31 protein-coding genes and 1 pseudogene are annotated in these 26,262 nt (G+C 40.6%); 29 read left to right on the forward strand and 3 right to left on the reverse strand.

Annotated elements, in window-relative coordinates:
• Positions 1-313 precede the first annotated feature (313 nt).
• The 29 genes from LI074_RS02670 to LI074_RS02810 all read left to right on the forward strand — a co-directional run bounded on the left by LI074_RS02670 (position 314) and on the right by LI074_RS02810 (position 25,407).
• Positions 314-670 (forward strand): helix-turn-helix domain-containing protein, encoded by a 357-nt coding sequence (locus tag LI074_RS02670; protein WP_173697654.1) that lies wholly within the window; start codon positions 314-316, stop codon positions 668-670.
• A complete protein-coding gene (locus LI074_RS02675) occupies positions 667-1,173 on the forward strand; it encodes an ImmA/IrrE family metallo-endopeptidase (RefSeq protein ID WP_173697655.1) in 507 nt (168 codons plus the stop codon). The genes LI074_RS02670 and LI074_RS02675 overlap by 4 nt, the downstream gene beginning before the upstream one ends.
• Positions 1,174-1,829: 656 nt before the next feature.
• Entirely contained in the window at positions 1,830-2,087 is a 258-nt protein-coding gene (locus LI074_RS02680; protein WP_173697656.1) for a hypothetical protein, read from the forward strand.
• A gap of 71 nt (positions 2,088-2,158) precedes the next feature.
• Positions 2,159-2,662, forward strand: coding sequence for a terminase small subunit (locus LI074_RS02685; RefSeq protein ID WP_173697657.1), 504 nt, complete (start codon positions 2,159-2,161; stop codon positions 2,660-2,662).
• A gap of 133 nt (positions 2,663-2,795) precedes the next feature.
• The gene (locus LI074_RS02690) at positions 2,796-4,043 is read left to right on the forward strand and encodes a hypothetical protein (protein WP_330597621.1); all 1,248 of its coding nucleotides are present in this window, start codon (positions 2,796-2,798) and stop codon (positions 4,041-4,043) included.
• A gap of 5 nt (positions 4,044-4,048) precedes the next feature.
• Complete coding sequence (locus LI074_RS02695) at positions 4,049-5,557, forward strand: capsid protein (protein WP_179962918.1); 1,509 nt, start codon at positions 4,049-4,051, stop codon at positions 5,555-5,557.
• On the forward strand, positions 5,547-5,774 hold the full coding sequence (locus LI074_RS02700) for a hypothetical protein (protein WP_173697659.1): 228 nt from the start codon (positions 5,547-5,549) through the stop codon (positions 5,772-5,774). The genes LI074_RS02695 and LI074_RS02700 overlap by 11 nt, the downstream gene beginning before the upstream one ends.
• Positions 5,758-7,434, forward strand: a complete 1,677-nt coding sequence (locus LI074_RS02705) for a phage minor capsid protein (protein ID WP_173697660.1) — start codon at positions 5,758-5,760, stop codon at positions 7,432-7,434. Before LI074_RS02700 ends, LI074_RS02705 begins: the two co-directional genes overlap by 17 nt.
• Positions 7,431-7,556: a hypothetical protein gene (locus LI074_RS02710; RefSeq protein ID WP_265107634.1), complete on the forward strand. Its 126-nt coding sequence runs from the start codon at positions 7,431-7,433 to the stop codon at positions 7,554-7,556. Before LI074_RS02705 ends, LI074_RS02710 begins: the two co-directional genes overlap by 4 nt.
• Positions 7,557-7,636: 80 nt before the next feature.
• Positions 7,637-7,813 (forward strand): hypothetical protein, encoded by a 177-nt coding sequence (locus tag LI074_RS02715; protein ID WP_161276257.1) that lies wholly within the window; start codon positions 7,637-7,639, stop codon positions 7,811-7,813.
• Positions 7,814-7,949: 136 nt separating this feature from the next.
• Entirely contained in the window at positions 7,950-8,615 is a 666-nt protein-coding gene (locus LI074_RS02720) for a hypothetical protein (protein WP_173697661.1), read from the forward strand.
• 20 nt (positions 8,616-8,635) lie between these two features.
• Positions 8,636-9,589, forward strand: coding sequence for a phage capsid protein (locus LI074_RS02725; RefSeq protein WP_161276259.1), 954 nt, complete (start codon positions 8,636-8,638; stop codon positions 9,587-9,589).
• Positions 9,590-9,603: 14 nt separating this feature from the next.
• The gene (locus tag LI074_RS02730) at positions 9,604-9,990 is read left to right on the forward strand and encodes a hypothetical protein (RefSeq protein WP_161276260.1); all 387 of its coding nucleotides are present in this window, start codon (positions 9,604-9,606) and stop codon (positions 9,988-9,990) included.
• A gap of 4 nt (positions 9,991-9,994) precedes the next feature.
• Positions 9,995-10,333 carry a hypothetical protein gene (locus LI074_RS02735; protein ID WP_173697662.1) on the forward strand — a complete coding sequence of 113 codons (339 nt, stop codon included), beginning with the start codon at positions 9,995-9,997 and terminating at the stop codon, positions 10,331-10,333.
• Positions 10,330-10,713, forward strand: coding sequence for a hypothetical protein (locus LI074_RS02740; RefSeq protein ID WP_179962917.1), 384 nt, complete (start codon positions 10,330-10,332; stop codon positions 10,711-10,713). The genes LI074_RS02735 and LI074_RS02740 overlap by 4 nt, the downstream gene beginning before the upstream one ends.
• Positions 10,710-11,120, forward strand: a complete 411-nt coding sequence (locus LI074_RS02745; RefSeq protein ID WP_161276262.1) for a phage tail terminator protein — start codon at positions 10,710-10,712, stop codon at positions 11,118-11,120. Before LI074_RS02740 ends, LI074_RS02745 begins: the two co-directional genes overlap by 4 nt.
• Positions 11,110-11,580, forward strand: a complete 471-nt coding sequence (locus tag LI074_RS02750; protein ID WP_243148406.1) for a phage tail tube protein — start codon at positions 11,110-11,112, stop codon at positions 11,578-11,580. Before LI074_RS02745 ends, LI074_RS02750 begins: the two co-directional genes overlap by 11 nt.
• A gap of 11 nt (positions 11,581-11,591) precedes the next feature.
• Positions 11,592-11,918, forward strand: coding sequence for a hypothetical protein (locus LI074_RS02755; protein WP_161276263.1), 327 nt, complete (start codon positions 11,592-11,594; stop codon positions 11,916-11,918).
• 17 nt (positions 11,919-11,935) lie between these two features.
• Positions 11,936-12,250, forward strand: coding sequence for a bacteriophage Gp15 family protein (locus LI074_RS02760; RefSeq protein ID WP_265107635.1), 315 nt, complete (start codon positions 11,936-11,938; stop codon positions 12,248-12,250).
• Positions 12,251-12,258: 8 nt separating this feature from the next.
• Complete coding sequence (locus tag LI074_RS02765; RefSeq protein WP_173697663.1) at positions 12,259-15,273, forward strand: hypothetical protein; 3,015 nt, start codon at positions 12,259-12,261, stop codon at positions 15,271-15,273.
• The gene (locus LI074_RS02770; protein ID WP_173697664.1) at positions 15,273-15,632 is read left to right on the forward strand and encodes a hypothetical protein; all 360 of its coding nucleotides are present in this window, start codon (positions 15,273-15,275) and stop codon (positions 15,630-15,632) included. Before LI074_RS02765 ends, LI074_RS02770 begins: the two co-directional genes overlap by 1 nt.
• 4 nt (positions 15,633-15,636) lie before the next feature.
• A complete protein-coding gene (locus tag LI074_RS02775; protein WP_173697665.1) occupies positions 15,637-19,542 on the forward strand; it encodes a tail fiber domain-containing protein in 3,906 nt (1,301 codons plus the stop codon).
• A complete protein-coding gene (locus LI074_RS02780) occupies positions 19,542-20,198 on the forward strand; it encodes a hypothetical protein (protein ID WP_173697666.1) in 657 nt (218 codons plus the stop codon). Before LI074_RS02775 ends, LI074_RS02780 begins: the two co-directional genes overlap by 1 nt.
• Positions 20,195-21,958: a hypothetical protein gene (locus tag LI074_RS02785; RefSeq protein ID WP_173697667.1), complete on the forward strand. Its 1,764-nt coding sequence runs from the start codon at positions 20,195-20,197 to the stop codon at positions 21,956-21,958. Before LI074_RS02780 ends, LI074_RS02785 begins: the two co-directional genes overlap by 4 nt.
• Before the next feature lie 2 nt (positions 21,959-21,960).
• Positions 21,961-22,125, forward strand: a complete 165-nt coding sequence (locus LI074_RS02790; protein WP_173697668.1) for a hypothetical protein — start codon at positions 21,961-21,963, stop codon at positions 22,123-22,125.
• Positions 22,126-22,225: 100 nt separating this feature from the next.
• Positions 22,226-23,239 (forward strand): ParA family protein, encoded by a 1,014-nt coding sequence (locus LI074_RS02795; RefSeq protein ID WP_119243455.1) that lies wholly within the window; start codon positions 22,226-22,228, stop codon positions 23,237-23,239.
• 130 nt (positions 23,240-23,369) lie between these two features.
• On the forward strand, positions 23,370-23,621 hold the full coding sequence (locus LI074_RS02800; protein ID WP_119243521.1) for a hypothetical protein: 252 nt from the start codon (positions 23,370-23,372) through the stop codon (positions 23,619-23,621).
• A 2-nt stretch (positions 23,622-23,623) separates the two neighbouring features.
• Positions 23,624-23,917 carry a phage holin family protein gene (locus LI074_RS02805; protein ID WP_161276349.1) on the forward strand — a complete coding sequence of 98 codons (294 nt, stop codon included), beginning with the start codon at positions 23,624-23,626 and terminating at the stop codon, positions 23,915-23,917.
• Positions 23,918-23,973: 56 nt separating this feature from the next.
• Positions 23,974-25,407 carry a GH25 family lysozyme gene (locus LI074_RS02810; RefSeq protein WP_173697669.1) on the forward strand — a complete coding sequence of 478 codons (1,434 nt, stop codon included), beginning with the start codon at positions 23,974-23,976 and terminating at the stop codon, positions 25,405-25,407.
• A 103-nt stretch (positions 25,408-25,510) separates the two neighbouring features.
• Here LI074_RS02810 and LI074_RS17715 read toward each other — a convergent pair.
• From LI074_RS17715 to LI074_RS02825, 3 genes and pseudogenes are all read right to left on the reverse strand, one after another.
• Positions 25,511-25,606, reverse strand: a pseudogene (locus LI074_RS17715) (manganese catalase family protein); the annotation flags it as partial.
• 3 nt (positions 25,607-25,609) lie between these two features.
• Positions 25,610-25,885 carry a spore coat protein CotJB gene (locus LI074_RS02820; protein WP_119253444.1) on the reverse strand — a complete coding sequence of 92 codons (276 nt, stop codon included), beginning with the start codon at positions 25,883-25,885 and terminating at the stop codon, positions 25,610-25,612.
• On the reverse strand, positions 25,882-26,205 hold the full coding sequence (locus LI074_RS02825; RefSeq protein WP_226839503.1) for a spore coat associated protein CotJA: 324 nt from the start codon (positions 26,203-26,205) through the stop codon (positions 25,882-25,884). Before LI074_RS02825 ends, LI074_RS02820 begins: the two co-directional genes overlap by 4 nt.
• Positions 26,206-26,262: the final 57 nt, after the last annotated feature.

Raw genomic sequence — 26,262 nt, forward strand, 5'->3', positions numbered from 1 at the left:
ATACAGAGTTCTCCTTCCATTAGATGACTGCCAGTACCCACCTGGCAGATTACCAGAACATCTCACCGAGAGGGAGTGAGCGTGAGCCATTGAGCTGCAGGTTCGAATCCTGATGTTCTGCTTTTCCTATGGAGAAATTCAAACCACATACATTTTTTTAAAACGTCCTGTAGAAATATGGGACGTTTTATTGTTGCGCTTGCCTTATACATAATCGAAAATACGAAAAAATATTTCCAAATGCGGGTTGACAAATTAACCTTTATAGGTTAATATTAAAATGCGATATAGGAAAGGGCGAAGGTGAAGCACTATGATTAATAATTTTGGTAAGTTCTGCAGGAAACTCAGGATAGATAAAAGCGAACTCCTGTATGATATGGCAAAAACATTGGGAGTTTCATCTGCATTTTTATCCAAGGTCGAAAACGGAAAGAAAAAACCGCCGAGAGAGTGGAGAGAAATCCTCATAAGTAACTATGATTTAGATAGAAATCAGATTCGTGAATTGGATCGTTGCATGTATGAGGCGCAAAATTATGATAGCATAGACATAAGTGGAATGAATGATAATGACCGAATGATGATGCTTTCATTTGCGAGAAAATTTAACAATATTGACAAGAATAAGCTGAGAAGCTTTTTAGAAAGTGAGGCTGATGATGAATGAATGTTGCTGCTGACCCAATGTCAAGAGCAAGTATTAGAAAACTGACAAAAAAACTCCGTGAACTTGCCGGATGTGATAAACGCGAATTTTTTCCAATTGTTCGTTTTATAGAATGGATTTTAGCAAATCCAGACAATGGAATAGATTTGGAAATCGTAGATCCGGACGAAATGCAAGATACTTATGGTACAACTAATACTGGAAGTAATATAATGCGTATCAGAAGTGATGTATATGATGGTGCTGTTAAAGGAGATCCAAGACATAGATTTACTTTATGCCATGAGGTAGGACACTATTTTTTACATCAACCAGATTCCGTATCGTTTGCACGTGGAAAAATACCAAGATATAGAGACCCGGAATGGCAGGCGAATACATTTGCAGCGGAGTTAATGGCACCGTATGATCTTGTCAAAAACATGAGTGTTGACGAAATTATGGAGAAATGCGGAATGTCAAAACAGGCAGCAACAATTCAATTTAATGAATATCACAGATGATGTATTGAGCCGAAAGGTTTATACATACAAAAAACCAAGCACCCATTCTTGGAGATGCTTGGCTCTTGCGAAATCTGTATACACAGTTGTTCAACTGGTTACAATTCTCTCTCGACAATTGAATTGTAACACTGCGTATATCCTTTTGCAAGAGTTAATTGCGAAAGGAGAGTGATTTTATGTACATTTTCCGCGCGTGGATTACACGCAAAGATGGTACTCGGGATTACGCCAAGGATCATGGAAAGCGTGCTTTTCGTATCTGGATTGGTCCAGGTCCTGAACCAGAAAAAGAGAAAAATCGATAATTAAATCATTCGAGAAGCATATTTAGCCAGTTGGATATGTTTCTACTTTAAAAACTTTGAAAAAAGGAGTAGAAACATTATGGCAAAGACCAAATCAAGTGTCAGAGGAATTCAGAATAAAAAAATTGTGGTTGTAAAACCATATAAACGAAGTGATGGAGTGAAAGTGAACGGACATAGACGCTCAACTCCAAATTAAATATAATGAGCAAAAGGCATTCTACGTAAAAAATAGAGTGCCTTTTTAGTGCATGCAATTATATTAGGATATTTCTAGCGATATCCAGTAGACTTAATTTAAAAAATATAATATAATAATAGTAAATATATTATTTTAGGAGAAAGATTATGTCAGAGGATGCAAAAACACTTATTTTTAATATTTATGGAGAATTAAAAGAAGGAAATGATCCTGAAAAGATAAGACCGGGAGAAATAGGAATGACAGAAAAACGTTTGATTTCTGCTGGTAGAGAACTCAGAGTAATAGGTTGGTTGCCACATTTTACTGTCACAAAAGATAACAATTCGGGAGTGCAAATATGGTTCATTGGAGAAATAAGTTCGGAAGCAATGGAACAGTTAGATGAGTGGGCAAAAGAATAAAGTTGAAGCAGTCCTTCGGGGCTGCTTTTTCTATACTCAAAAACGAAACGAATGAGAGGCGGTGAGTCTGAGTGACAAAAAAGCAGAAAATATTTGCAGATGAATACCTAATAGACTTAAATGCCACAAGGGCTTACCGGGTAGCATATCCATCTGTAAAGAAAGACGAAACAGCAGCGGCAGCAGCAACCAGAATGTTAAGAAATGTTAAGGTTTCAGCTTATATTCAAGAAAGGATGCAAGAACGCCAGAAACGGACAGAAATCACTCAGGACAGGGTACTGAAAGAACTGGCTGCCATAGCTTTTGCTAAAGCTACAGACTATGCAGAAGTTAAAGACGGGCAGGTAAACATAAAAGACACAGCAAACCTGGATGAGCAGCAGATCAGAGCTATTGCCGGGATAAAAGAGGGCAAATTCGGTATTGAAGTGAAATTAAATAATAAAGAGCAGGCATTGGAACTTCTTGGAAGACACCTTGGAATGTTTAAGGATAAACTGGAAGTATCCGGCTTGGATGAAGAGAAAAAGAAACTGGGAGACATCCTGGAGCAGCTCCGAGGGGGTGGTTAACCTTCATGAGTTCTCAGAGATTAGTATTATCAGATAAATACAAAGCATTTCTACATTGCAGTGCCCCGGTAGAATTTCTTGAAGGAACCTGACTACGGCAGCAGGGAAAACAACAGTAGGACTTTTTAAATTCATGTGTAAGGTTGCCAAATCTCCAAAGAAACTGCATATTCTTGCAGCGGATGATACAGGAACAGCAGAAAAGAATATCATTAATAAAGATTTAGGGATTTTGGATGATTTTGGAATTTTGGTAGAGTACAACGGATCTGGAACAAAAGATGATAAAATTCCCCATTTATTGTTTCATGCCCCGCAAGGCGATAAGACAATATACGTTCTTGGCTATGGCAACAAAAAGAAATGGAAGAAAGCTTTAGGCGGACAGTATGGCTGCCTATATATCGATGAAGTTAATACAGCAGACATCGACTTTGTCCGGGAGGCATCCATGCGTTGCGATTATCTTATGGCAACCCTCAACCCAGATGATCCAACTCTGGATGTATACAAAGAATATATCAATTGCAGCAGACCTTTGCCGGAATGGGCAGACAGCACACCGCAGGAAATAAAAGATGAACTAAGAGAAGAACCAAAACCCGGCTGGGTCCATTGGTTCTTTTCTTTTGACGATAATGCTGGACTTCCGGAAGAAAAGAAGCAGCAGATTATCCAGAATACGCCGAAAGGAACAAAGATCTGGAAAAACAAGATTCAGGGTTTGCGAGGAAAAGCAACAGGATTGATATTCCCGAACTTCAGCAGGAAACAGCATGTCGTTTCAGAGAAATGGATAAAAGCCCAGATGGTAGCAGGAAAGCTGAAATTTAAAAAATTCACCTGTGGCCTGGATACCTCGTACTCTTCAAAGTCTCCGGATACAATCGCAATGATATTCCAGGGAATCACAGAGGACAGGAGATTGATCACACTGGCTGAAAAAGTGTACAGCAATAAGGATCTGGATCAGCCACTTGCTCCTTCCGATACAGCTGTAAAATTCATAGAGTTTTTGGAGAAATGCCGAAAGGATTGGGGATTTGCAAAAGATACCTTTGTTGATTGTGCAGATGCTGCTACGATCACAGAATTGAGAAAGTACAAACGTCTTCATGGCTGTATGTACAACTTTGTAGAATCTTACAAAAGAGTAGAGATTCTGGATAGAATCAAGCTTCAACTTGGATGGATCCAACAGGATTGCTATCTGGTTGTAGATACATGCACCAATCACATAGCTGAATTGGAGAAATATTCCTGGGATGAGGAAAAAGATATCCCGGAAGACCGAAACGACCATACGATCAACTCCCAGCAGTATGGCTGGATCCCATATCGGAATATGATTGGTTTCGAAACGGAGGAAACGAAAAGGTGAAATGGATGGATAAATTAAACGAGAATATAAAGAAGACAGTTCGGAGCTGGCTGAATGTGCTCCCGGCTAATCCATATAATTTCCAGATTAATGAGATACTGGATTTCGAGGGACATGCGATCCGCAACCGAATCTGGTACAGAGGAGACGGAAATGAACTGGAACAGTTCTATCAGCAGAATCAGGAATATGCAGACAGACATAAGTTCTGGGCAAGCAGATGCACTCCTGGAATGGATATGAGAAAGATACATACAGGTCTGCCGGGATTAATCGTACGCACGCTTTCTTCAGCGGTCCTTCCTGATATGGAAGACTTTGAGTTTGAGTCACCGGCTCAGGAACAGCTATGGAAAGATATGGAAAAAGAAAACCGGTTTCGGAAAAAGATAGAAAGCGCTTTGAAAGAAACATTATATATTGGCGATGGAGCCTTTAAAGCAGTCATTGACACAGAACTCAGTGATTACCCGATTATAGAATGGTATCCGGGAGACAAGGTGGAATTTGTTTATCAGAGAGACAGGATCCGCGAAATAGTATTTAAAACTCCGTATCATAAGAAAAGCAGGACATATGTCCTGAATGAAAGATACGGATATGGATACATCATAAATGAATTATATCAGGGAAATAAACTTGTGGACATCAAAACGATTAAGGCCACAGAGAATCTTAAAGACGTTACATTTGATGATTCGGTAATCCTTGCAGAGCCATTTATGATCTACGAATCTGCGAAGTATGAGGGCAGAGGCGGAAGTATTTTTGACGGAAAACTTGATAATTTTGATTCTCTGGATGAAACATGGAGTCAGTGGATGGATGCACTAAGGTCAGGAAGAGCAAAAACTTATGTGCCAGAATGCCTGATACCTCATAATCCGGAAACAGGCGAGCTTGTCAGACCTAATCCTTTCGATAACCGTTATTTTTCTGCAGACGGAGATATGAGAGAAGGACAGCGCAATCAGATTATCACAGAACAGCCTGTTATCCCGCATGAAAGCTATCTGGCATCTTATGTAACTGCGCTGGACCTGTGTCTGCATGGAGTGATCAGCCCGTCAACACTGGGGATCGATACTAAGAAACTGGATAATGCTGAAGCTCAGAGAGAAAAAGAAAAGACAACACTTTACACCAGAAATTCCATCGTAGAAGCAATGCAGGAAACACTTCCGGCCGTGGTAGGGATGTGTATCAATGCAAATAACATTCTTCATGGACAGCAGGTAGAAGAGGTAAATGTAAATATTCCATTTGGAGAATACGCCAACCCTTCTTTTGAGAGCCAGGTGGAAACTGTGACGAAAGCAAAACAGGGTGGAATCATGAGCATTGAACGTTGCGTAGAGGAACTTTATGGCGATAGTCTGGATGAACATTGCAAAGAAGAAGAGATAGCCCGTCTGAAAGCAGAACAGGGCATACAGGATCTGGAAGAACCATCCATCAACATGAAACTTGGTGATTTTGAAGTAGATACAGGAGGTGGATCAGGTGAAGGTTAAAGTAAACAACCGAATATACCGGATGAATAGAGAAGAATACCAGGGACTTCTTAAAATCGCCAAAGAACAGGTCGCACAGGGAATATATGCTATCGAAAGAGAAGATTATGCGGAACTTCGATGTGATCATTGCGACAGCATTACAAAGTTGAAGAAGTTGACACGACAGTTTAAGGCTCAAGGATTCAAGGTATTGTCTAATGGCAAGGATAAATGATGAATACGATATCGGAGCTGCCTTTGAAGCTATAGAGAATGAACTCATAGCATCCATGATCCGCAATATGGAATCTCATAAGCAAGAAGAAATTGGCGAAGACAAACAATGGTCCATGTGGCAGACAGAAATGTTGAAATCCCTGGAAGAATATAAACATAATAATCAAAAGAAATATGGCAAACAGTTTAAGGATATCAATGCAAAGATAGCGGAGCTGATTCGGACTGCAAGAACAGAAGGAAATATGCAGCAGGAGATCACTATTTTGAATGCCATAAAAAAAGGCTTTCCGGCAAATAAAATAAGCAAGGGAGGTACTGCAGAATTTTTTAAACTGAATGATCGGAAGCTGGAAGCTCTGATCAAAGCCACAACAGATGATATGAAGAAAGCAGAAACTGCAGTGCTTCGTATGGCTAATGATCAATATCGGAGAATTATTTATAATGCTCAGGTATATGCCAATACCGGTGCAGGAACCTATGAAAAAGCTGTGGATATGGCAACTAAGGATTTCCTCAAAGCAGGTCTAAACTGCGTGGAATACGCCAATGGTGCCAGACATACCCTTGCAGACTATGCAGATATGGCAATCCGAACAGCAACGAAAAGAGCGTACCTGCAGGGGGAAGGAGAGAAACGCCGGGAATGGGGCGTGTACACAGTGATTATCAATAAACGCGGCAGTGGCTGCCCTTGCTCTTTGTGTGTCCCATTCGTGGGAAAAGTCATGATTGATGATGTATGGAGCGGAGGTCCGAAAGACGGAGTATCTCCCGTTACAGGAATTAAGTATCCGCTGATAAGTGCTGCCATAGTAGCTGGACTTTACCATCCCCGATGCCGTGACAGCCATACAACCTACATTGAAGGAGTCAATACTCCACCCGATGGGAAATATACCAGAGAAGAGCTCAACAACCTTGCAGAGAAAAACGCTAGGCGGGAACGTCAGCAATATGCCGAACGCCAGGAAAAGAAATATAATAGGCTGTCACAATTCTCTCTGGATCCGGAGAACCAACAGGTGTATGGACAAAAACAAAAAGAGTGGCAACATGTAAGAATGAAGACTGGTAATATGGACAGCCAGGAATATGCAGAATCAAAAAGACCACTTGTGGATTTCCACGCAGTTCCGCAGAGTCAGATTGTCAGCCTTCTTCGTACAGAATCACAGGATTGGATTGATCGTTTATCAGAAAAAGAAAAACATGCGATTGAAAAATACACGTTCAATTCTGGCGATCAAAAGCCGGATCGATTCTTTGAACGGCTTAATGCTATGCTTCGTGGAGATATAGCAGAAGATAAAAAACTTAGAGAGTATGCAGAAACAATATCAGGTGCATTGAAAAAGAGTAAGATTCAGCATGATGTTATTACATATAGAAATCTGGACATACCACTTTATGATGAATTTGAAGTAAATGATCTGGTCACGGAAGGACAGTTTATCAGTACTTCGGTGACTCAAGGAGCTGCGTTGAACAAATCATATAAAATTTTGATATATGTACCAAAAGGCAGCAAAGGAGCATATATTGAAAGGATAAGCAGATATCCTAAGCAAAGAGAGTTATTGCTTGACAAGGACACTATATTCAGAGTAGTATCAAAGAAAGAAAAAGAAATAGAATTGCAGGTGATCGTATGAAGATGAAATCAAAGGAAAAGAAAGCCTATAAAGACTTTCAGGACAGAGTGGCAATGCCGGGTAAACCAAGAAAGCTTACAGAAGAAGAAATTAAGAAATTGAAAAAAGAAGGACGTATTTAGTACCACCAGTCAGAAATGGCCGGTGGTATTTTTATACTCTTTTTTAAAATTGCGCCGGCGCAACAGAGGGAGGTGAGAACATGAAAATCGAAGTGATCCATAATTTCTACGATAAAGAAAACAACTTGAAGCTTCGAAAGGTCGGAGACAAATATTCGGTATCAAAAGAAAGAGGGAAATATCTCATAGCATTAAAAGTGGCTAAAGAGATCCCGGAACAGAAAGGCGGTGATCCAGAATCTCCCGCTGAGGCGTAGGGTGAAACGCCTTATTTTTATGCCCGAAGGCTTAAAACTACGCGGAGACACCGGGTTAACAACTGTTTATGTGAGACACACGTAAAACTGTATTCGTGCAGACAGCACATAAAAAACTGTAAAGGAGCATGTAAAAATGTATAAGAGATTCAGATGCAAATTATCAATGAACCTGCAGACATTTGCAGAAGGTGGAACTGCTGACGGTGGAGGAGGTTCAGGAGCAGAAGGCGGAACACCACCAACAGGAACACAGCAGACACCACAGTTTGATTATGATAAACTGGCCAGTCTGATCGCGGGAAAGCAGAGCGTAACAGAGGAATCTGTTTTAAAAGGCTATTTTAAACAGCAGGGGCTTTCAAAGGAACAGATGGATCAGGCAATTGCATCATTCAAACAGCAGCAGGCGGCAAATACTCCTGATGTAGCAGGACTGCAGAGTCAGATTACAGAGACTCAGAACCAGTTGACAGCAGCACAGGCAGCAGTGCAGGCCGCAAAGGTTGAAAACGCAGCTACAATGATGGCAGTATCCCTGGGGCTTGATGCAAAGACAATTCCATACGTCTTGAAAATGGCTGATCTTAGTCAGACAGCAGGACAGGATGGGAAGATTAACGAAGAAGCACTGAAAACAGCACTTAATACGGTATTGGAAGCTGTTCCGGCTTTGAAACCACAGGCTGACGGAAAGACCGGTTTTACTCAGGTAGGAACTGGCGGTAATCCGGCACAGCATTCTCAGACAACTACAAACCAAACAGCAGTGCCAACAAAACGTTGGAATCGCTGGAACTAAAAAGAAAGAAGGTATAAACTATGGCATTAAATTATGCAGAACAGTGGAGCCCGGAGCTCCTTGAAATCCTGATGCAGGGAACCCTGACATCTCCATTTGTAACTAGCAATGTTAGATGGCTTGATGCCAAAACATTTCATTTTACTCAGATGAGCACATCCGGATACAAGAACCACAGCAGAAAAGGCGGCTGGAATGTTGGTTCTTACGAACAGAAAGACGTACCATACACACTGACACACGACCGTGATGTTGAATTTATGGTAGATAAAGCAGATGTTGATGAGACAAATGCTACAGCTTCTATTCAGAACATTTCCCGCGTGTTTGAACAGACATGGGTAGTTCCGGAAACAGATGCGCTGTTCTTTTCCAAGGTAGCTCAGGCAGCTCAGAAGACAGAAGACTATCATGGATCCACAGCAACATCTGCATACACAAAGGCAAAAGTATTCGGTATGCTCAAAGATATCCTTGCAAAAGGGAAACTCAGAAGATACAAAGCAAATGGTTCTCTGCTTATGTATGTTCGCAGTGAGATTATGGACGCTCTGGAGCAGTCTACAGAATTCACCAGAAAGATTGAAATGACCCAGATTGCAGAAGGTGGTCTTGGCATTGAGACCAGAGTAACTGAGATCGATGGTGTGCCGATCATGGAAGTTATTGACGATGAGCGTTTCTATGATGCATTCAACTGGGAGCCGGAAGGCGGCGGATTTGAGCCACTCAAAAAAGCATCCGGAGTGACAGGAGCACACAAGATCAACGTGCTGGTTGCCTGCGGTCAGACCTGCAAAACCGTACCAAAGATTAACAGTATTTATTACTTTGAGCCGGGCGGACACACCAAGGGAGACGGATACCTGTATCAGAACAGGTCATTTTCTGATGTATTTGTGTTCCCGAATGGACGTGATGGCAATATCGACAGTATTTATGTTGACGTAGACACAACAGAGGTTGGTGCCTGATCGGAGGGCGTCATATGAGATATAAATCGTATGCAACAGAAAGCTATTACCTGGATACCTATGAAGGAATTCTGATACCTGAAGATGAAATAGAAAAAGCATTAAAGCAGGCAAGCAGACATGTAGATTCCCTGACCTACAACAGGATTGTAGGCCGGGGTTTTTTAAATCTTACGGAATTTCAACAGGAAATTATCCGGGAAGTTATATGCAGACAGGCAGAATTTGAGTATGAGAACGCAGACGAAATAAGCAGTGTCCTGTCCTCTTACAGCATTAACGGTGTATCTGCCCAGTTTGGTAGTTCATGGAATGTATTTACAGGAAAAGGCATTGCAATGAAGAGAGACGACTATACACTTCTCTGCCAAACCGGCCTTTGTTGCCAATTAGCGAGGTGATCATATGAAATATCCATGTCTGGTACCCAGACGGTTATGTAAAACAGATATCAGCCTGTCGCTTGACAGAGAAGGTTTAAATGAGTACGGAGAACCGCTGGAACCTATACAGTATTCAGGAAAATGTAATTATCAGGATAAAGCCCGGACAGTGTTGACTGCTGAAAAGAAGCTGATCAAGATCACAGGAACAGCCTTGTTTTGCGGGGACATATGCCCGGAACTTCCAGTCATATCCGGCGGTGAGGCTGTCATATTTGGTGTAAAAAGGCGGATCGAACAGGGAACAAAGGCACGAAATTCTGACGGTTCAGTAAATTATACAGAGGTTCAGCTAATATGATCCGGGTAAATTCAACAGTGAGATTGAATCTTCCCAAAATCCGAGAACTCTCAGAGATGCAGGTGAAAGCTCTGGAACAGACGGCAGAAGCGCTTCACACAGAAGTGGTACAGGCTCAGGTTTTCCCGAGAGATACCGGAAACCTGCAGAATGAAAGCACGTTCGTGGATACTTCCAAAAGCAAACAGGGGAAAGTATCTATAGTATCATCAACTCCATATGCCAGAAGGCTGTATTTTCATCCGGAATATCATTTCCATACAGACGAAAACCCGAACGCAAAAGGAAAATGGTATGAAGACTGGATTCCGGGAGGAAGAGAGGCAGATTACTGTACAAATGCATTTAAACGAATCTACAGGAGGCTGACAGGAATATGACATTAGCAGACGTGAGAGACTATATAGCTTCCCTTGAATTGGCTGCACACGTATACATGGGGAAACTTCCGGATAAGGAAGATAAATCTATTGGAGTATACAACAGCAAGCATCAGTATCCACAGCACATAGCACTTGGAGGCCCCGCTCAGGAGGGATACGGGCAGAAATATATAACTCTGCTGATACATTGGAATAAATCTCCAAGGGATACCGAAAAAACAGCTACAGAGCTGTTTGAAGTGCTCAGACGGGCAAGGGATATAACGATTAATGATGAAACCATTAAATTTATACAGCCACTTTATGAAATCCAGGATGTTGGAACGAACGATTCCGGAATTTGTGAAATGGTAATAGAGGCGGCTGTTATCTATGCGAAGAAAGGAAAACAGAATGAAACGTAAAGCTTTACAGATGAATTTACAGAAATTCGCAGGAAAAACAAACGTATTTCCGGTTCTTGATAACAAGTTCAAAGTTGGAAAGACAAAGGAATCAGCGACAACCATTGCAGATATGGAGACATTTTCCGTAGAGTTTTCTAATGGTGTGGAAACCTGGACACCTATGGACCAGGAAGGCTGGCAGAGAGCCCTGATGACTGCAAAGGCGGTTACCATCACTCTCAGTGGAAAGAGAAACATTGGAGACACAGGAAACGACTACATTGCAGGAAAACAGTTCAGTAACGGACATGATGCAGAAGGATATTTTGAATGGGAGTTCCCGGATGGAACAACCGTATCCTGGGATGCCGCTGTATTTGATGTTAAGAACTGTGGTGGTGGAGATTCCACAAATGTAGCTGCATTAGAGTTTGATGCAATCAGCAATGGCAAGCCTACTGTAACACCCGCTGTATAAGGAGAAGAATAATGGCGAAAAAAGTAAATATTACAGAAAAACTGGAACTGGATGGCAATCCATCCCTGATTATTGGCAAAGAGGAGTTAGAAGTAAACGCAGATGCAGCAACCATGTTAAAGATCATGGGAAAATATTCAGAATTTACCTCGGAAAATGCTACAGCAAAAGACATTCTGGATTTATACAATTTAATGCTCCCGGAGGAAAGTCGGGAAAAGATTGAAAAAATGAAGATCAGCTTTAATGATCTGACGACAATTGTCATGGAAGCCCAGAAACTTATTGTAGGAGAGGAAGAAACTGCGGGGGAAGCTCTGACCCATACTATGACCTGATTGAAGATTATGACCTGATCGTATCTTCCTTCCAGTCACAGTATGGGCTGAGACTGTCGAGAGAAATACACAAAATGTCATGGACAGAGTTTAAACAGATGCTCGTGGGAATTGACAATAAAACAGCACTCGGAAGGATTATCGCAATACGTGCAGAGGATGATAAAGAAATTCTGAAGACTTTTACAAAGGAACAGCATCGGATCAGAAATGAATGGAAAGAAAAACATACAAAGGTAGTGGCTGAATCCATATCAAAACAGGAAATGGATACCGCTATGGATGGATTTAAAAATGCCTTTTTACGAATGGCTGGATTAGGAGGTGACTGAAACTACATATGGCAACAAGTATAGGACAGATTGCACTTGATCTTGTAGTAAACCAGAACCAGTTCCAGCAACAGATGAACGGTATTACCAAACTGGCAAAAAAAGCAGGTGTTGCACTGGCAGCAGCTTTCGGAACCAAGAAATTAATTGATTTTGGCAAACAGTGCCTGGAATTAGGCTCTGATCTGGCAGAGGTCCAGAACGTAGTAGATGTGACGTTTCCTCATATGACTGCAAAGGTCGATGAATTTGCAAGGTCTGCGGCACAGAGCTTCGGTCTCTCAGAGACTATGGCGAAACAGTACACTGGTACATTTGGAGCCATGGCGAAAGCTTTTGGATTCACAGAACAGCAGGCTTACGATATGGGTTCTACTCTGACCGGATTAGCCGGAGATGTAGCTTCATTTTATAATCTGAGTCAGGACGAAGCTTACACAAAGCTTAAATCTGTATTTACAGGTGAGACAGAGTCTTTAAAGGATCTGGGCGTTGTAATGACTCAGACAGCCCTTGACAGTTATGCGTTGGCAAACGGATTCGGCAAGACCACATCACAGATGACGGAAGCTGAGAAAGTAGCTTTACGGTATTCATTTGTGCAAAAGCAATTGTCAGCAGCTTCCGGGGATTTCGCAAGGACATCTGGAAGCTGGGCAAATCAGGTCCGCATCCTGAAGCTGCAGTTTGATTCTCTAAAAGCAACGATTGGACAGGGACTGATCAATTTATTTACGCCCATCATCAAAGCAGTAAATACTCTGATCGGGAAATTAGCAACTCTGGCAAATGCATTCAAAAGCTTTACGGAGCTGATAACAGGCAATAAATCATCCGGAACAAGCCAGATCGCATCAACAGGCGCAGCGGCAGCTGATGCGGGAGCTGGTATGGAAGATGCCTCCCAGTCTGCCGACAACATGGCAGATTCTACGAAGAAAGCCGGAAGTGCTGCGAAAAAAGCGGCAAAAGAGATGCGCTCTCTGATGGGATTTGACCAGATCCAAAAGCTAGATAGCCCATCTGATGCAGAATCTGATTCGGATTCTGGCACAGCAGGTGGCACAGGAAATCCCGGAGTCAATCTGGGAGATGCTGTTGATTTTGGAAAACTGGCAGAAGGCGAGACAACTATTGATAAAACCAACAAGAGTTTGGATAAACTTCTGAAACGCTGTAAAGAACTGGCTAATATCTTCAAAAAAGGATTCCGGATTGGTTTCGGGGATTCCCAGAAGAAAATAAAGTCCATCAATGACAGTATCAAAAATATAGGAAAAACACTCAAGGAAATATTTACAGATCCGGCTGTCGTCGAGTCAGCGAATCATCTCTTAGACTCCCTGGCATTATGCTTTGGGAAAATGGTTGGTTCCTTTGCAAGAATAGGATTAACCATAGCTGACAATCTGATTGGCGGATTTGATAAATATCTCACAGGAAGCAAGGATTACATTAAGGAAAAACTGGCATCTATTTTCGATATCAGAGCAGAAATTGCAGATTTAGAAGGTGATTTTTATGTTGCCATGGCTGACATTTTCGATGTATTCTCCGGGGAAACAGCCAAAAGCATTACCGGACACATTATAGGAATTTTTGCCGATGGAGTTCTTGGAGCTTGCGAGGTACTCTTGAAATTTACAAGGGATATAGAACAGATTTTTATCTTGCCTGTTACCCAGAATGTAGACAAGATAAAAACAGCAATCGAAAATACACTGGTTCCGATTGAAATAGTTCTGAATACCCTGCACCAGGCGGTTGTAGATACATTTGAAAAGATATCTGAAACGTACGATCAATATGTAAAACCTTTCATGGATTCTCTTGCACAGGGAATTTCAGATATCGTAGGTACCTTCCTTGATGCATATAATACATACATTGTTCCTGTCTTGGATTATCTGGCGGATAAGTTCAGCACAGTGTGGGCAGAACATATACAACCCGCACTCAACGGAGTCATCGAACTGATTGGCAAGATCTTTGAGAATTTACAGGCATTATGGGAAACACTCCTGGTACCTGTGATCAACTGGATCATTGCAACTATTTTACCTATTTTAGGACCGATTATTGCTAACATCGGAGATCAGATTTTCGATCTGCTGGCTGTTGCAGGTGATGTGATCAAGGGAATCACGGATATTCTGGGAGGATTCATTGATTTTTGCACGGGTGCTTTTACTGGAGATTTTGATAAATGCTGGCAGGGAATTGAAGAAATCATAGAGGGATTCAAGACTATTGCTGAATCAATCTTTAAATATGTGAAAGAACATATTTTTCAGCCATTTATTGACTTTATAAAAGGAGTCTTTGAAGGATCCTGGGCGGGAAGTTTTAAAACGCTAAAAACAATACTGAACACATTTGGGAAATCTGTAAGCCGGATCTGGTCGGATATAAAACAGATATTTAACGGAATCATTGATTTTGTTACGGGTGTTTTTACAGGAAACTGGACACAGGCATGGGAAGGTATCAAAAACATATTTGGTGGAATATTTGACGGATTAATAACTCTGGCTAAGACACCACTGAATGTAGTTATTGACATTATCAACAGCCTGATGGAAAAACTTAACTCCGGTTTATCGGCAATAGAGAACGCATTTTCATTCAGTTATGATTTCAAGAATCCTATTACAGGTACCCGGCATTATGGACATTATGGTCTGTCTCTTCCCAGAGTACCAACTATACCTCATCTTGCAGAAGGCGGATTTGTACAGAAGAACACGCCACAGCTGGCAATGATCGGTGATAACCTTCATCAGGGCGAAATCGTCTCACCGGAGAATAAATTGCGCGAGATGGCGATTGAAGCAGCCAGAGCCGCATCCGGAAATGGGATTACCAGGGATGAGTTCGAAAGGATCATCAATAATGCGGTTATGCGTATTGTTGCAGCTCTGTCAGAAATGGGATTTTATCTTGACAGTACACAGATCGCAAAAGCAAGCAAGACAGCACAGGAAATTATTGATATCAGATACAACACAGTAGGAGTAGGCTGATGGCAAGAAGAATTTTATGGTCAGGGAGTGTTACGCTCCCTGCTCCAACAAGCATTACAGTAAATGACGAGATAATATGGACTTCTGACACAGGCAGAACATTAGCAGGATATATGGTAGGTGATCCTGTAGCAGAAAAGAAAACAGTATCAATTAAATGGGGAATACTTACGGAAGCACAGATGGCAGTTATAAAAAGTACATTGGTTCCGGGGTATTTCCCATTTTCGTTCCGTGATGACGGAATCGATATTACGATACAGTCATACAGGGGAACATTGTCAAAAGAACAGATTGGATGGCTGAGTGATGGAATATTTTATTACAAAAGCGCATCGGTTGACATAGTGCAGAGGTAACAAAATGATCAATACATCAAATGCATATAAAAATACAATCAAAGAAAACAGAGTAATTCATAATCAGGTAAGAATTACCTTTGCGGATGGCAGTATAAAGACAGCAGCAGATACAGGACTCTTGCAGTTTGGAATTACAGATGAGACATCAAATAACAGCAGCTTTGATATTGGTTCAGCTATTGCAAAACAGATTACTGTTAAGATCAACAATACAGACGGAGAATTAACGAAAAAGAATTTTTCCGGAGCTGAGCTAAGTGCAAAAGTTGGTCTGGAAGTGAATGGAACAGTGGAGTGGTTGGATAAGGGGACATTTTACGCAGAACCTGGAAAAGATACAGGTGATACCGTGACAGTATCAGCCTTTGACAAAATGTTGTCTTTTGACCAGCCATATACCAAAAGCAAACTGGCGTATCCGGTTACACTGAGAGAAATCTTACAGGATGCATGCACTTGTTGTGACGTTCCACTGGCTGCTGATACAGCAACCTTTGATAATTCAGATCTGACAGTGGAGAGCAGGCCTGACGATTCAGCACTGACATTCAGACAGATAATCCAATGGGTCGCACAGATTTCCTGTAAATATGCAAGAATCAATAATGATGGACAGCTGACTTTGAAATGGTATGATACATCATTACTCGGATTGTCGGTATCAGATATGCAGAACAATAACAGAATAGTCAAAATTGATACCATGAAAAGTGGAAGTTCAGTTGAAACAGATGATGTGGTGGTAACAGGGGTCCGTGTTACCGAAGAAAGTGAAACAGAATCTTCCGGAAAGACGGAAACGATTTATCAGTACGGAGCAGACGGATATGTTCTGGAGATTACAGGAAATAAACTGATCCAGAGCGGGAATGGAAGCAAAATAGCAGAATCTGTCGGGAAAAAACTTACAGGGCTTCAGTTCAGACCTTTAAATGTGATTTGCCAAAGTGATCCATCCACAGAGGCTGGTGATATAGGACTTGTAATAGACAGAAAGAATAATATGTATCGGACCATTATTACTGGAGTTCAGTATAATGGTGGTGGTACACAGACAATTACCAGTAGTGCAGAATCTCCTGAAAGATTATCTTCTACGCGATACAGTGAAGCAACGAAACTGTATAAACAGTTTAGAAATGGCTTGTCAAAAAACAAAACCGAATGGGAAAAAGCCATGGAACAGCTGACAAAAGCCATGAAAGAACAGGTGGGTCTTTATCCGGTTATAAAAACACTGGAGGATGGAAGCAAAATATATTATATGTGTGACCATCCGACGCTGGAGGAATCAAAAGTTGTATTTGAACTTAATGGAAAAGGATGGGCAGTAAGCACAGATGGCGGTAATACATGGAATGCAGGTCTTCTCGTAGATGGCACCATGATTACGAAAATTCTGAACAGCATCGGAATTAATGCGGACTGGATCAACACAGGAGCTCTTGTTGTAAAAGACACAAATGGAGATACTCTTTTCCGGGCGGATATTGATACCGGACAGGTCTATATTAATGCGACAACACTTAAAATCACCGGAAAAGATGTTGAAGAAATCGCACAGGACTCTGCAAAAAAATATGTCACTACAGTAGTTGATGATATTGCAAAAGACATTAATACTCAATATTTTGGGGCGTATGATCCAGGTTTGACAAACCTTCCGGCAAAAGAATGGACAGATATAGAAACAAAAGACAAGCATGTAAACGACCTTTTTTATAATACCGACACAAAGAAACTTTTTCGTTTTATTAAAGACGGAGAAAATTATACCTGGGAAGATTTTCAGGATTCGGAGATACAGAAAGCCCTGGAAGATGCAGCTACTGCTAAGGACACAGCAGACGGTAAAAGAAGAGTCTTTATCAATACCCCCACTCCGCCATATGACGAAGGTGACATGTGGGTAACGTCCATGGAAGATGGGAAAGGAAAGGTCAAAATCTGCAAGACTGCACGTGAAAATGGAACATTTGTTTCAACAGACTGGATTTTCCCAGGATATGTAGACAGTAACGATGTGCAGGACGCTATTGATAATTATGATAATAGTCTGGGGCAGCCTGAAATATTCAATAAACTGACCGACAATGGGAAAAATAAAGGTATTTATATTCAGGACGGTGAACTGTATATAAATGCGAGTTATATCTTATCCGGTGTTTTGGCCGGTAAGTTTATTAATGGAAAAGGCATGAGTGTCACTGATAAGGAAAATAAAACAACATTTTATATTGATAATGATGGCAATGTCATGATTGCCGCCAAAACTCTTACTATAGGTGGTAAGGATGTAGAAGATATTGCTGGAGATACTATTGATGAAAAAATAAAGAAAGCAATTCCGTTGGTTATACAGTTATCAAGTGAGTATCAGGCAATCCCGGTAAATGCGGATGGAAACTATTCAAGTTTTCCAAGATGCGAGGTAAAAGTACAGGTTTTTTATGGGGAATCGGATGTTACATCAGAAGCGGCTATATCGTACTCGACAGAAAACATAACAGGCACGTGGTCTTCAGGTACACACACTTATTCCGTAAAGAGCTTATCCGAAGACATTGGATGGGTTGATTTCTCAACGACTTATAATGGAATAACAATAACCAAGCGCTTTAATCTTGCAAAACAGTATGCTGGCGGGAACGGTACGAACGGAAAAGATGCCACTGTTTATTACCTTGAATGTGAAACAACAACGATCAAAAGATGTTCAAACAGCTCTGGCGGATATGATTATTCGCCTTCTCCGCTGGTGTTTCATTTGTATTCGCAGACAGGAGCAGAGGAGAGAAAACAAAACATTTCCGGTAGATGGACGTTTGAGTATACAGAAGACGGAAGCGCATGGAACGCTATTTCTGGAACTGGCGTGGGAATAGATATGAAATTCTCCACATGGGATAGGATAACTAACAGAACCACTGCCATCAGATGTACTGTCGGAAATTCTTCCGGAGTCATCCTCGGGATGTTGAGCGTATCCGTACTTGCGGATGCGGAAGTGACAAGAGAAGCTGTTTTTAACGCTCTGACTGACAATGGCGATCGTCAACTTATAGCCTATGGCTCAGATGGGAAATTGTACATTAATGGCGAATACATAAAGTCTAAAACCATAACGGCCGATCTTATCGACGTGAATACACTTGATGCGATTGTTGCAAAAATAGGCGGATTTGTGGTCGGGTCTACCAGTATACATACCAGCGGCCGCAATTCCATGACGTCAACTACGCAAGGTATATACATAGGAACAAACGGATTTAGCGTATATAAAGACGCGAGAAATTATTTTAATATGAACACTGGTGTAGGATTGCAAATAAAAGGCGGTACTATCAAATTAGGCAATGTAACTCTTGCGGAAGCATCTGATAAAAAGTCTCTGAGCGTTAAATACGGTATGCAGGTACACACTCAAAGATCATCTGGAGAATTCACGGACGGTTCAGGCGAATTTAAACTAATCAACTTGACTACTGTTTCATCGGGATATCAAACTCTTTGCATTGCGAGTAATATCGTATATAAGTTGTCGTCTTCTTCAAAAAGATACAAAAACCATGTTCGAAATATGGATAGCTCTGAAGCGGATAAACTCCTTAAAGTTCCAGTGGTATGGTTTCAATATAAAAAAGGCTATTTGAGAGAAGGAGACCCATTTGAAGACAAACCAGTGCCGGGATTCTATGCGGAAGACGTGTATAAACAATATCCTGAAGGAGTAATATTCAATGAGGATGGGCAGATAGAAGACTGGAATTACAGAACCATGATTCCGGCAATGATGAAAGTTATTCAGAATCAGAATGAAAGAATTAATACATTGGAAGATACAGTGAGCACATTGAACGAAAGACTGAGTAAATTAGAGGAAATGCTGAAAGGGGTGGTTAAATAATGCTGATTGCGAATTTTACGAAAAAGGATGAGGAAATTTCAATAGATGATGAATTGTGGCAGTATGATTACGGTCAAAAGCTTCAGATTAATGGTTTAAATCTACCCAACGTTTTTGAGGTCCATTTCTTCTGGAAAGGATTGGAAGAAGCAAAAGTTACTACGGGATATACCAAAGATGGGGTATCTTGCGTGGATATCCCGAATAAGGCACTTGAACAGAGACGTGCAATAAATGTATATATTTATCTTTCCACGCCAGAAGAAGGAGAGACTGTAAACACAGTCATAATGTCAGTGAATAAGCGTCCGATTCCGGAAGAGTTTGAATCTCCGGAGGATGTAGACCTGTTTCATTATACATTGGCAGCAGCCGAAGAGTATACAAAACAGGCAAAAGAAGCTGCACATATGGCAGATACCAGAGCAACTGAGTCGGAATCCTGGGCACATGGGCATAAGCTTTATCCAGAACGTGATAAAGACAATGCAAAGTATTATGCAGATCAGGCAAAACAGGTTGCCACACAAAATGGTTTCTGTCGTATGGAAATACGGGAAGATGGACATCTATATTTATCCCGTACAGAAAATATTGTACAGAGTTTGAATTTCAAGATAAATGATAAAGGGAGATTGGGGGTTATGATGTCATGATAGAAACAGATTTAGGATGTGTGACTGCCTATGCTGATGCAGTGGCACAGGGTTACACAGGAACTCGTAAAGAATTTAGTCAGGTGCTGGCTAATTTTGCAGATTCTGCAACACAGGTTGCAAAAGATAGAACTGCCGTAGAAACTGCAAAGAAATCAGTAGAAGTAATGCAGTCAGATGTAACACAGAAACAGGAGACTGCGACATCTAACATGAATACAGCTGTCGAAGCCGCTGAAAAGGCAAAACAATCCGCAAGCGATGCAGAAGCATCAAAACAGGCAGCTGCTCAGTCTGAACAAAACATCAATAATACAGTAACAGCTTTTGATGATCATGTTGAGGAAAAGATTGCCGGCTTTGACAGTAGAGTGTTCGAAGCGGTTGAACAGTCGAAAGAAGAGATTAATACTACAAAACAACAGGCAATAAATACAATCACCAATCAGCAGGACGCATCGGTCAACATCGTAAAAACTGAGGGAGAAAAAATTATAACCAAAATGGGGAATGATGCTAAAACTGTTGCGGATGATAGAGCGACTGTAGAAGAAGCCGCCCAAACGGTTTTGAATAATGCTCAGGAAGTAGCACAAAACACCCAAACGGTTGCCAGTAATACGGAAAAAGCTGCAGCATCAGCTGAAGGTGCAAAGACTTCTGCCGACAATGCGGCCCAATCTGCAAAAAGTGTAGAGGATGCATCAAAGCAGATCGAACAGAATAAAAAGGATGTTGATTCACTAAAGGAAGATATATCCACCAAAATCACAAAGTTCTACGCAAGTTCACAAGGCGAAACTCATATTACTGATTCTGATAATGGAAAGATTCAAGATATGATGATATATGGCAAATCATCACAGGATGGAACACCAACGCCAGAGAATCTAGTTGAGATTAAGAACGTTGTAAATCCGACTGTGAAGGTTTGTGGGAAAAACCTGTGGAATCCAATACTAGGAGGATATATAAATGGCACCAATGGATCAATAAAAGAAGCTTCAAAAACACAAGTCGCCGTAACAGATTTTATAAAAACAAGTGGAAAAGATATTACTGTTATAGCACGCAATTTTAGTTCGGCAATAGAAATAGGTTATGCATATAGAATTGGATTTTATAATGCAGAAAAAAAGTGGATAAAAAATATCAATCTTTCAAACGGAAACAAATATAGCATAAATACATTTAATGTAACGGGTACAGAATATATTAGAGTGTCAGCTCCGTCTGGTATATACGATACAATTCAGATCGAATATGGTTCGGAAGCCACCCCTTACGAGCCATACACCGAGCAATCCGTCCAGCTCCCCTATACTCTCAACGCTATCCCAGTAACATTTGGCGGCAATGTAACGATTGACGGTCAACAGTATATTGCGGATTATGTGGATGTGGAACGTGGGAAGTTGGTAAAGATGGTTGATTCTTCTAAGTTAGATAATACGCAATCTATTGTAGATAAAACCGAATGGTTATTAGCAGAACAGCAGGAAATCGACTTAATACAGGAAGAAGTACAGGCACTTAAAACACTTGCAACATATTATCCAACTACAAACATATTTATCAATTCCGAACAACTTGACGGATATACAGTATTTAACTATCCAATAAGCATGGCAAATGGGTGGAATTATGTCAAAAAGCAACTTAACGATAACCGAGATTATATCTATGACATGGATACACAATTAGCAGAAGCCTATGTCAACAGTGAATATGCAGTAGCACTTACAGAATTGGAGGTATGATTATGTTATTTAGAACATTATTAAAACTTAAAGAAAGAAATGGACTTACAGATGATTTGAAAAATAAGATTGATATTTTCTTCGCAACGGGCAGAATCACAGAGGAACAGTATAATGAGCTGATGGATATTAATAAGGAAGAAGAACCGAAAGCGGAAAATAATTAACTAAAGAGGGCTTTGACTAAGCATGAAGGGAAACAATGAGATAATTGAATAATATTCAAACAAATGATATAATGAAGCAAAAAGTGACAGAGGTGTTGACATGATTTATGCATTTTGGAATAATAAAGGAGGAACTGGAAAAACCAGTTTATCGTTTCAGACCATTACAATGTATGCTAAAATACATAAGAAAGAGAAAATATTAGCAATAGATTTATGCCCACAAGCGAATTTATCAGAACTGCTTTTAGGTGGCCTGCTTGGAAATGGAGCTGGAAATCTGAATAGTCTTTATGGAGAAAAGAGAAGATCTGTTGGTGGCTATTTTCAAGATAGACTTCCATCTCCATTTACTATGCCAGAAATTGATCCTCATGAATATATAACCAAACCGGCAATATGTAATTCGTCAATACCAGAAAATGTATCTTTGTTGGCTGGAGATCCAATCGTTGAATTACAAACAAATGCAATTGCGACATTAGCGAACACGCAGTTACCAGGTACTGATACTTGGATTGCGGTAATTGATTGGATAAGAGATTTTATTCAAAAATTAAATGGAGTCTATGATACTATTTTTTTAGATTGTAATCCCAGTTTTTCTGTTTATACACAGATTGCAATTGCTAGCGCAGATCGACTAATCCTTCCGGTTATGGCAGATGATTCGTCACGCAGAGCGTTACAAAATGCTTTTTCGCTAATTTATGGAATAAAATCTCCCTCAAGTATTTATAGAGAATATTCATTTTCTACAAAATTGCTAGGGGCTGGAAGAACACTTCCCCGAATACATTGTATAGTTAAAAATAGACTAACCCAATATATGGGAACATCTTCTGCATATCATTCAGTATTATTATCAATTGATAATGATGTTGAACAAGTAATGGAAAGCAATCCAGATATTTTTTCATTTTCAGATATACACGATGGAATTGTCAGTATTAGAGATTTTCAGACAACAGGAGTAGTTGCATTTGCGGAGGGAAAACCGTTCACAGAATTAGCAACAGGTATGCATCATATATTTGAAAAAGATACACAAATTAGCAAAGAATATTTAAATAAATGCAATGAAGCAATGGATAACTTAATTAAAAAATTTTGAAGTTTTGCCAGTCACTATTTTTGTGGCTGGTATTTTTATATTCAGAAGGTTAGTGATGATACGAAAATGCCAGAACATAAATGTTTTTTACTTAAAATTGCGCCGGCGCAATTGCCAGAAAGGAAAAAAGGTGGAAACAATTATTTCAGCCTGCATCAGTGCGGCAGTGACACTGGTTGTATGTGTGATCAGCAATAATGCACAGCAGGAAAAGACGCGAACTCTTATGGAGTACAAGCTGGAAGAGCTGACCAAAAGAGTAAATGAACACAATAACCTTATCAAAAGAACTTATGCTCTGGAAGAAAAAATGAGTGTACATGAGGAACAGATTAAGGTTGCGAATCATAGAATAGAAGACCTGGAAAGAAAAGGAGAATGAACATGGAACAGATCACAAATTATGTAAAACCGGAACTCATCGTAGTAGCAATTGCCTTATATTTTGTAGGAATGGCGCTCAAACAGGCACAGGCAGTAAAAGATAAGTATATCCCGCTTATCCTTGGCGGAATCAGCATTGCAATCTGCGCAATCTATGTGTTTGCCACTTGTACCTGCGGGACCGGCCAGGACGTTGCGATGGCAATCTTTACAGCAATCACGCAGGGAATTCTCATTGCGGGACTTTCTACATACGTAAATCAGATCATTAAACAGACAAATAAGGACGAATAATTCAGGGGATGAGTGATCATCCCTAATCCCTATTTTCTCTGTGAAAGGAGACGGACATGGAAATAAGAGGAATAGATGTTTCAGCATGGCAAGGAGCAATCGACTGGGATACCGTAGCAAACTACGGAATGGACTTTGCAATACTCCGGATCACAGAAGCCGGAAACGTGATTGATAGCTGCTTTGAGAAAAATTACTCCGGATGTCAGAAACATAACATTCCAACCGGAGCATATAAATACAGTTATGCCATGACAGTTGCGGAGATACAGAGCGAAGCCAGAAAAGTAGTGGAAGTTTTGAACGGGCGAAAACTGCAGTATCCGGTCTGGCTGGATCTGGAATGGAATAATCAGAGAAGCCTTGGAGCTGAACAGATCCATAAATTGGCAGAAGCATTCGAAAAGATTATCACGGCAGCGGGATATAAATTTGGTATTTATTGCAATGTGGATTGGTACCTGAATGTAATTTGTAGCCATCTGAAAAAATATGATTTCTGGATCGCACGTTATCCGGCATCAGATAACGGCACCTTACAGGAACGACTCCGGCCGGACTTTGGCGTGGGCTGGCAGTATTCCAGTAAAGCAAAGATACCTGGCATCAGCGGAACTGTAGATAGAAATATATTTTACAAAGATTATAACGAAGCAAAAGATATAAAAAAGGAAAACACAGTCATGACAAAGAGTGAAGCTATCAACGTAGTTCTGGGAATTGCAGAAGAAGAGATCGGGTACCTGGAAAAGAAAAATAACAGTAAGCTTGACAGCAAGACTGGAAATGCCGGATCAGCAAACTATACAAAATATTGGAGAGATATAAAACCATCCTATCAGGGGCAGCCCTGGTGCGCAGCGTTTATCTCCTGGTGTTTCATGAAAGCTTTTGGTCTGGATAATGCAAAGAAACTCTTAAAACACTGGCCGTATGTATACTGCCCAACCTTAGGCGTCTTATTTGTAAAAAATGCCAATCCAAAAGTTGGAGATATTGTTATATTTAAACACGGCGATACATTTACCCACACCGGCTTTGTAACAAAAGTAGCCGGAGACAGGTTCTGGACGATTGAGGGAAATACTTCCGGAGCATCCGGTATCGTGGCAAATGGTGGCGGGGTGTGCCAGAAGAGCTATTACAACAGTAATCTTCCGGGGACAAAATTTTGTACACCGGACTATTCAATTGTTTTATCTGCAGATAAAGATGAAACAGACAAGACAACAAACCCAGAAGGAGGCAGCTACATGTTTAATCCAGAGACAGTAAAAGCAGGAGACAAAAATACATCTGTGCTCCTCTTACAGGAAATCTTAAGAGCCAGAGGCTTTAAAGGCAAAAACGGCAAAGCCCTGAAACTTACATGGACAGCAGATGCAAACACGATTTACGCTCTGAAAGCTTATCAGGAATCCAGAAAAGAAGTTCTGGAAGTGGATGGTATTTGCGGATCTGCTACTTGGAAAGATTTAATTGCGATTTAAAGTAAATATAAATAAAAAAAGAGTATGGGTACAATGAGTACCCTTACCCATAAGATATTGTATCAGCTTCATTGCTTCTTATATATTATAGGGTATTACACTATGGGCCACCGTACTGGCTCATGATATACTGTGCAATTTTGGCATTGGGTTGTGTGATATTGATCGGATATTGAAGCCTTTTTTCATAATTCCACATAAATTATCTGCACGCTCCTTCCTTTTCCCATGGGAATGGCTGTTCCATCCATTTCCAGATGGATTCTCCGGTCTGATCTGTAATGTCAATAATCAGGGGACCATATGCTTCGGCGTATTCTTTTAATAGCTTTTTTCGTTCCAGCACAAGTTCGTGACAGTAAGTCAGAGCCTTTTCATCACAGGGATGTGTGTCAAGGTACAGAGTCATATCATTGACTGCGAAACTGACCTGATCGATACGGTTTAATAACTGTTTTTGGGAGCAATCTGTTTTCATCTTCGAATACCTCTCTTTCCACAAAATGGTTTGCATAACTGTGGGAAAATGGTTCCTGCATTTAATGCATACTGCAGTGGGAAATTCTCTGTAAACTTCTGGCAGGGAACATATGCCATTGCAGGTTCCAGATACTGAAGATGCGAAAACATTTCATGTTTTTTTTCTTTGACACCCGGTATAGTACAGTTGCAGCTTGTCGTGTTTCTGACAGAGCATTCGGAACTGTTCATATTTCTATTTGAAGGCTGAGGCATATTCATACCGCAGGTACGGTTATAAGGGCGGTTGCCGGAACATCCCATCCGATAATTTTCCATATATAATTCCCTTCTCTGAAAACTGTTTACATTATATTTTATGTCATGCTCATAAAA

Origin of the sequence: Blautia sp. MSK18_10 (assembly GCF_020553185.1) — a bacterium.
Classification (GTDB): domain Bacteria; phylum Bacillota; class Clostridia; order Lachnospirales; family Lachnospiraceae; genus Blautia_A; species Blautia_A wexlerae.

Coding starts and splice junctions, on each gene's coding strand:
- LI074_RS02675 (WP_173697655.1), top strand. CDS start 667: ATGAATGTTGCTGCTGACCCAATGTCAAGAGCAAGTATTAGAAAACTG.
- LI074_RS02745 (WP_161276262.1), top strand. CDS start 10,710: ATGACATTAGCAGACGTGAGAGACTATATAGCTTCCCTTGAATTGGCT.
- LI074_RS02795 (WP_119243455.1), top strand. CDS start 22,226: ATGATTTATGCATTTTGGAATAATAAAGGAGGAACTGGAAAAACCAGT.
- LI074_RS02720 (WP_173697661.1), top strand. CDS start 7,950: ATGTATAAGAGATTCAGATGCAAATTATCAATGAACCTGCAGACATTT.
- LI074_RS02790 (WP_173697668.1), top strand. CDS start 21,961: ATGTTATTTAGAACATTATTAAAACTTAAAGAAAGAAATGGACTTACA.
- LI074_RS02705 (WP_173697660.1), top strand. CDS start 5,758: ATGGCAAGGATAAATGATGAATACGATATCGGAGCTGCCTTTGAAGCT.
- LI074_RS02780 (WP_173697666.1), top strand. CDS start 19,542: ATGCTGATTGCGAATTTTACGAAAAAGGATGAGGAAATTTCAATAGAT.
- LI074_RS02730 (WP_161276260.1), top strand. CDS start 9,604: ATGAGATATAAATCGTATGCAACAGAAAGCTATTACCTGGATACCTAT.
- LI074_RS02670 (WP_173697654.1), top strand. CDS start 314: ATGATTAATAATTTTGGTAAGTTCTGCAGGAAACTCAGGATAGATAAA.
- LI074_RS02770 (WP_173697664.1), top strand. CDS start 15,273: ATGGCAAGAAGAATTTTATGGTCAGGGAGTGTTACGCTCCCTGCTCCA.
- LI074_RS02740 (WP_179962917.1), top strand. CDS start 10,330: ATGATCCGGGTAAATTCAACAGTGAGATTGAATCTTCCCAAAATCCGA.
- LI074_RS02690 (WP_330597621.1), top strand. CDS start 2,796: ATGTGTAAGGTTGCCAAATCTCCAAAGAAACTGCATATTCTTGCAGCG.
- LI074_RS02765 (WP_173697663.1), top strand. CDS start 12,259: ATGGCAACAAGTATAGGACAGATTGCACTTGATCTTGTAGTAAACCAG.
- LI074_RS02710 (WP_265107634.1), top strand. CDS start 7,431: ATGAAGATGAAATCAAAGGAAAAGAAAGCCTATAAAGACTTTCAGGAC.
- LI074_RS02725 (WP_161276259.1), top strand. CDS start 8,636: ATGGCATTAAATTATGCAGAACAGTGGAGCCCGGAGCTCCTTGAAATC.
- LI074_RS02680 (WP_173697656.1), top strand. CDS start 1,830: ATGTCAGAGGATGCAAAAACACTTATTTTTAATATTTATGGAGAATTA.
- LI074_RS02715 (WP_161276257.1), top strand. CDS start 7,637: ATGAAAATCGAAGTGATCCATAATTTCTACGATAAAGAAAACAACTTG.
- LI074_RS02735 (WP_173697662.1), top strand. CDS start 9,995: ATGAAATATCCATGTCTGGTACCCAGACGGTTATGTAAAACAGATATC.
- LI074_RS02775 (WP_173697665.1), top strand. CDS start 15,637: ATGATCAATACATCAAATGCATATAAAAATACAATCAAAGAAAACAGA.
- LI074_RS02805 (WP_161276349.1), top strand. CDS start 23,624: ATGGAACAGATCACAAATTATGTAAAACCGGAACTCATCGTAGTAGCA.
- LI074_RS02750 (WP_243148406.1), top strand. CDS start 11,110: ATGAAACGTAAAGCTTTACAGATGAATTTACAGAAATTCGCAGGAAAA.
- LI074_RS02695 (WP_179962918.1), top strand. CDS start 4,049: ATGGATAAATTAAACGAGAATATAAAGAAGACAGTTCGGAGCTGGCTG.
- LI074_RS02810 (WP_173697669.1), top strand. CDS start 23,974: ATGGAAATAAGAGGAATAGATGTTTCAGCATGGCAAGGAGCAATCGAC.
- LI074_RS02825 (WP_226839503.1), bottom strand. CDS start 26,205: ATGGAAAATTATCGGATGGGATGTTCCGGCAACCGCCCTTATAACCGT.
- LI074_RS02755 (WP_161276263.1), top strand. CDS start 11,592: ATGGCGAAAAAAGTAAATATTACAGAAAAACTGGAACTGGATGGCAAT.
- LI074_RS02785 (WP_173697667.1), top strand. CDS start 20,195: ATGATAGAAACAGATTTAGGATGTGTGACTGCCTATGCTGATGCAGTG.
- LI074_RS02820 (WP_119253444.1), bottom strand. CDS start 25,885: ATGAAAACAGATTGCTCCCAAAAACAGTTATTAAACCGTATCGATCAG.